A 6,118-nucleotide genomic window follows, 5' to 3' on the forward strand; every position below is an offset into this window, starting at 1 on the left:
TGGTTTGGTTGATTTTGTAAATACTAAAGTATAAAACACAGAAAAAAACACCCTGAATCAGGAAAATATGGGTGTTTTTTTCTTAGGTCATACGATTATATTTATATATTAGTCGTGTTCTCTCCATGGAACAAGAGATACACGACTAGTACTCTGTTATTTTTATATATCTCTAGCTTGTAACGAAACTAAGGTCGCATGCTTATAAAAATTAGGTGGCTGGACAACTTCCCGTTTATCTCATCTACTGACTCAATGGGTGAACATAACCTTAATTAGTAAAGCTCCAATTACCAATAGAAGCGTTTTAAAGGTCGCCCTCACCATTTTGTATATGAATTCCTCTGTAAATCTCATTATGAAGACCTCCAAAATCAGAGATCCTAGTCGCTAATTCATCATAGCACAAGCTTCAAGACAAAAAAAGCCTCTGTCGACCTAATAAGCTCAACAGAGGCTTCCACGTCTTACACAAAAGTATTACTTACTCACTACGTTGATTTGGCTATTTCTCAGCATGTTCCTAAGTTTTTCTCCTTCTTCTTTCCTATCAAATAACACTTCTTGATTTTTAAAATCATCTGAGATAAGACGTAATAATCGATCATTTTCATCGAAATAATAGTTAAATAAAACCTTTGTATTATCCTCTAAAAAGCAACAGCACTCGACAGTTAACCCTTCCAAACCACTATGAAACTTAACATACTCATAGTTAGGAAGCTTAGCATTGGCAATCAGTTCCGAAGGCAATATAATATGACCTTCTTCTAAATTATAAAGTGATTTAATTCCATTTTCCATCATTATTACTCCTTTTTCAGTTCAGAGTCTAGTATTTTTTTAACTAGAATATAAATCTCTTCCGCTCGTTTTTTTGCCGCCTCGTATTCTTCCGGCTTCCATGTATTTCTGTCGTGGTTACCTACCAGTTCATTAACCCTCTTCTCAATATACGCTGCAATTAAACCGGTATTACTCCGTACTTTTTTTAAAAGCCAGCTATATTTCCCTGTAAACAACTTTGAGCGACTTAATTCGTCCCCTTCATTAGAAATATTATATTCCAATATTATTTCCGGGACCATTTCTTTTTTTATTCTGTCATCTAAATCTCTTTTTTTGCGGTATAAAAACTTATCTGGTCGTAGTATTCTGGTGCTCGGTTGACCTTCTTCTTCTCTCCGAAGCATTTGTATTAAGGTTTCGTCAGGTAAATTAGGTAATAATTCTTTTAACTGTTTTAACTTTTGAGACTCCTCGCTTATACGACGCTCTCTTTCTTTTAAAAATTCAGTTCCAATAAAAATGTCTTTTTCAGTACTTCCAGTACCATCTTCAATTACATGACCAGTTTGCTTATCTATTCTAGCCTTGGTTAGGCGTTCATAGGATTCCTCGCTCCGATCTAGATACTTAATGACATCACTTTTCTTTTTCTCATTTTTATAAAACTCCCATAGACTATCTAAACCCAATTCCTTATGGTGTACTACACATGCAATATTGTCCTCTGGTAAGGTTGCCTCTTCAGCATCAATTGACCTTAATACTCTTCCCACAAACTGTTCGTAAGGTAGTTGAGATCTAAAGGGTCTAAATATAGCTGCAACCGATAAGTATTTATGATCATACCCTTCTCCAAGTTTCGCTACATGAATTACAACTTGAACCTTGTGGTTTTCAATTGATTTTAATCTCGTCGCTAACTCGTCCTTTTTTAACTTACTGTGCACTAAAGCTACATCTAGACCTTCTTGCTCATACAATTCTTGTATTTGTTCAGCATGCCAAATACTGCAAGCAACAGCGATTATTTTGTGTGGAATACCGGAAGTTCTTTTATCTTGAAGGATTTTAATACTCTCTTCCACTACCTTCATGCTACATTCTTTAGAAAATGCGATTGACTTTGTTACCCAATCCTCATCTTTTAAATTCATATCACGAATTTGGTCCAAGGAGTACACAGTATCATCATTTTTATTTAGAGTTAAAAATATTTGCTCTGGTATATAGTGAATCCGTTCTAAACTTTTTACAAATCCCTTTGCCATGGCTTGACTTAAGGGATACTTATAAACATAATCCCCCTCAATTTTTTCACCATCTGTCCTAATTGGAGTACCTGTTAGTTTTATAACTTTAGCACTAGAAAAAAACTCCATTGAGGCTTCCCACGTTGGAGCTGTGGAATGATGAGCTTCATCAATTATAATTATATCGAAAAAGTTAGAAGGGACCCTATTTATAAGGGAACTATCTAATCTTTCTTGCAATTTTTGAATATTAAGTATAACGATATTGGCCTCTTGTAATTCCCAATCGCTTGTCTTGCGATCATATTCTATTACAGAAGGCAATTCCTCATATTTCTCAAAAATATTTCTAGCAAGCCAGAAATTTCTAGGATGTTCTGGATCAAGAGAATCTAAAACTGCATCTTTTATAACAAGTTGAGGAGTTACAATCAAAACACGCCCAAAAGAAATACCAAAAGGGAGAATTCCCATTAACCCTGTTTTGCCCACACCCGTAGGGAGTACAATAATAGAGTGTTCTTTCTTTTTATCGGTTACAAAATGATTGTATACTGCTCGATAAGCATCTACTTGAGGCTCACGTAAGCCACTATTAGATTCAATATTAGGCATTGATTCAATAAAGTAATTTAAATTCATTTATGTCTGCTCCCTTTAACTTATGTTTAGGAGTAAACATTCGACAAATAGGACTAAATACCTCTAATTTCCTGTTGATTCCCCTTAAAAAAGGAAAATCCCCTGCTGTATGCGCCAGCAGGGTATATACTTTATCCTTTTATTCCGTAGTAACAGGCATTTGTACAGGCATTACTGGCTCTAGTTCAGACTGCACCTGAACAGGAACAGTATTGGCCACCTCTGCCGTAGCCTGAGCCAAGAAATCATTCAACTTTGCAGCAAGACCAGATACAGCTTCCTTAGCTGCTGCGTGTGCTGCATCCTCATTCGGCTGTGTTTCAGTAGCCAGTACCGTCTTTGTCTTAGCCTTATACTCCAGATATGCCTTTTCTATGGCTGCTTGCAGTTCCGTAGGCGATACCACAATGCCCTGTTCCGTTAATCTCAAGGATGTATACTGTAAAGCCTCCTGAAGCTTACGTTCTCCTCCGGCTTCTTTAAATGCTGTTTGAGCAAAGGCAAAACCCTCTCCAGCAATTTTATGAATCACTTCACGTTGCGCTGCCGTTGTACGCGCTTCTAGCCACACGTTAACCTTAGTCTTGAGTTTATTCAGACCTCCTAAAACAAACGCTGTAAGTACACCCGCAGCGGCTGTGACGATGGTATTTACATATGGTTGTACGGTTTCGATAATTGTTTGCATTTATAAATCCCCCTCTTATTGTGTTGGCAAACCTGCGGCAGAACGCAGATAATTAGCCAGATTGTTGAAATGTTGCATTTGCTCCTTGTCGCCTGCTTGTTTAGCTTTAAACCAAGCCGGCTGAAGCCATCGGAAAATAATCTCTTGTGCGTTGGATTTAAACAGCTTCACCGCTCCGGCAGCAAGCGGCAAACCCTTTTCATTTAGCCCAGCCGCAGCACGAAGATTATTCGCAAGGTTATGGAAATGCGTCTTGCCTTCCTGGTCCCCGCCCTTTTGACTGGCGAACCACGCCGGAGAAACATAATCGTCCACCAACGCCTGGACAACAAACGCAGGCAATGGAGTAAAGTCCTGCACCACAGGAACCACAGAAGCGCCTTTAAGCTCCGCTTCCACGTCATAGACCAAATCCTTTAGTGTCTTGCCAATCGTCGCTAGGGCTTGGTCTACGTCCCTCTTACGGGCAGGGTCAAGCTGCTTATGGCTTGGTATATGTGTCCGTGGGTTAATCCCCCATTTGTTGGAGCAGTAGGCCAGGTACCATACAAAGCGTTTGTATGCCTCTAACGTGTCGATCTTGCCACCGAAGCATAGTTCTACACCAAGGGCAATATCGTTTGCATCGTCGCCAAAGCGTTCGTTATCCGTGGTGACGTTGTACAATACGTGCCAAGCTTTCTCTGCTGCGTCTGGACCGGTTCCTGTTGGGATGATTTCAAGGATCTTTTTGTCGTCTATGAACGTCTGTGCTGAAGCTGAACGATCAACCAATTTGTTAAAGTAATCATAATGGTTGTCAGCAGATGCCCCAGGATTACCTGTATCATGTGCAACTAAAAAGGCCGGATTCCCGCTTGTTAAGCGAGTACCCGGTCTTACGTTATGGCGCTTGTTTATGTAGCGCCGTTCAATTATATATTTATTTGGATTAAACAATTATCACAATCCTCCTTTTACGAATACCGCTGTAACGATAGCGATTATGGTCCCGCCCAATACAAAGGTTAGGAACTGAAACCACTGTTTATTATTCGTGGTTCGCTCTTTAACACTGTCCTGCTGAGTTTGTTGTAGCCAGCTAAACAGTTTCATTTCCAACGTGTCAATCTTGGTCATGACCTGATCAAATTGCAGTTGCATCATTCGAGTCGAATCCTTGAGCTGGCGAATCTCTTCTTCATGACGCCCCGCTGTTTGTTCAATCAGTTTAAAACGTGCTTCATCCGACAATGTTTGTGCGGAAAGCCTCGCAAACTCCGCGCTAAGGCCTTGTAGTTGAGCTGTTAACTCTTCTGTTTTCGCGTGCAATTGTTCAATTGCCATCACGTCTCCTTCCGGCATACCCTTTCCCCCGTCTCTATCTATTTTGCTCAGGAAAATTTTCCTGCCTTACTCTCCCCGTTTTTCTAATGGTGTGCCATCCACATCTAATCCCCAACTTGCTAGGTAAGCCCTAACTGGCTCCATAAATGGCTACCACGTTAATCACCTCCCCTCTTTAAGTGCCGCAAGCTCGGCTTGCATAGTAAGCATCTGCTCGTACATATCCGCCATGGCGACTTGAGTGTTTGCAAGTTCCTCGCGTAGCTTCGGCTGTGACTCTGGCTGCTTGGTCAGCTCCGCGATTTCCTCCGGCGTAAGTCCTTCTTTCCACAATCCTTCCGGCTGCGCTGGCGCGACATATACAGGCTGCTCTCCAACATCCTTGCCTTTGGTCTGCCAGTCATGCAACGCAGCTATATATGCCTCTTGCGCCTCGTAAACGGCTGATTGGTACGTTTCCCACGCCGCCAGATCAAAGCGCGGCTTGTACAGGCCCGGCGTTGTAATCGGTACACCGACAGTGTACCCGGCAGGCTTCGGTGTTGTCGGCTCAGTATCTGTGTCCTGACCGGAGGTTTCCGGCTGGGCATAAAAAGGGACGACGCCCGAAAAGGCATCGTCCACCAACTCGTCCTCCAGATAGAGGCCGTCTGTATTTACTTTAGGTACTACTTTCATGTATTCTCCTCCTTATTGAGTTGCTAGGAACTTAATACCATCTAACCGCAACCAAGCTAGGGCTGTTGTTGACTCTACTCGAACGCTACCGTCAGTTGATACAAGGCACTTTATAGATACATCTGTTGTCCCTGTGTTGGCAGCGCACATTAATACAGCAGGTATTTTAGGACGGTACCCTACAGGTAGATAAAACATTATAATATTTCCCGCAGAAGGTGGCTTAACGGAACCTTGTATCAACACAAGACCATCTGACAACTTTACATATTCTACAGGCGCGCCAACGTATTCGATAATAACCCCGTTTAGCAAAGTTGGCTGGAGAACTGCGGGGCTGTCTTTGTCAGCCTTCTTGTCCTCCAACACCGACACACGTGCCGTGTTCTGTTGTACGCTGTCTACCAGGTCTGACAGCAGCGTCTTTTCGTTGGCGGCGTAGGACCCAACGAATGGTACAACTGGCGAACGCTCAAGAGTAAGGTAAGTTACACTATAGGATGATCCAGCGTCATGATCGGCATCATATTGTTGCGCCAGCGCCCCCGCACTCGTAACCATTCTGTTGGTTATCATCCATGCGGGATCTCGTTTGCCATTTTTATAAATCGCCAAAATATCCGATGTTTTTTGTTTAAGCCACGCCGTAGTAGTGTAGTTTGCATTGTTGATATTCCATAACTTCTCAACAGGTTGTTGATACGTCTCATTTCGTTCACGCAGTACAATCCCCGTACCTACTTCA

General features: G+C 41.9%; 6 protein-coding genes and 1 pseudogene. All 7 read right to left on the reverse strand.

The features are described from left to right. Positions 1–480: 480 nt before the first annotated feature. Entirely contained in the window at positions 481–804 is a 324-nt protein-coding gene (locus L693_RS0105555; RefSeq protein WP_025716416.1) for a hypothetical protein, read from the reverse strand. Between the two features lie 5 nt (positions 805–809). Further along, the gene (locus L693_RS0105560) at positions 810–2,681 is read right to left on the reverse strand and encodes a DEAD/DEAH box helicase (protein WP_025716417.1); all 1,872 of its coding nucleotides are present in this window, start codon (positions 2,679–2,681) and stop codon (positions 810–812) included. A gap of 139 nt (positions 2,682–2,820) precedes the next feature. Continuing rightward, positions 2,821–3,369: a phage holin, LLH family gene (locus L693_RS0105565; RefSeq protein WP_025716418.1), complete on the reverse strand. Its 549-nt coding sequence runs from the start codon at positions 3,367–3,369 to the stop codon at positions 2,821–2,823. 15 nt (positions 3,370–3,384) lie between these two features. Further along, positions 3,385–4,308 carry a peptidoglycan recognition protein family protein gene (locus L693_RS0105570; protein WP_025716419.1) on the reverse strand — a complete coding sequence of 308 codons (924 nt, stop codon included), beginning with the start codon at positions 4,306–4,308 and terminating at the stop codon, positions 3,385–3,387. Between the two features lie 3 nt (positions 4,309–4,311). After that, positions 4,312–4,713 carry a hypothetical protein gene (locus L693_RS0105575; protein WP_025716420.1) on the reverse strand — a complete coding sequence of 134 codons (402 nt, stop codon included), beginning with the start codon at positions 4,711–4,713 and terminating at the stop codon, positions 4,312–4,314. 144 nt (positions 4,714–4,857) lie between these two features. Then, complete coding sequence (locus tag L693_RS0105580; RefSeq protein WP_025716421.1) at positions 4,858–5,373, reverse strand: hypothetical protein; 516 nt, start codon at positions 5,371–5,373, stop codon at positions 4,858–4,860. Between the two features lie 12 nt (positions 5,374–5,385). Further along, positions 5,386–6,118 (reverse strand): annotated as a pseudogene (locus L693_RS27700) (hypothetical protein); the annotation flags it as partial.

It is taken from the genome of Paenibacillus sp. 1-18, from assembly GCF_000520755.1.
In the GTDB taxonomy this organism is placed as follows: Bacteria; Bacillota; Bacilli; order Paenibacillales; family Paenibacillaceae; genus Paenibacillus; species Paenibacillus brasilensis.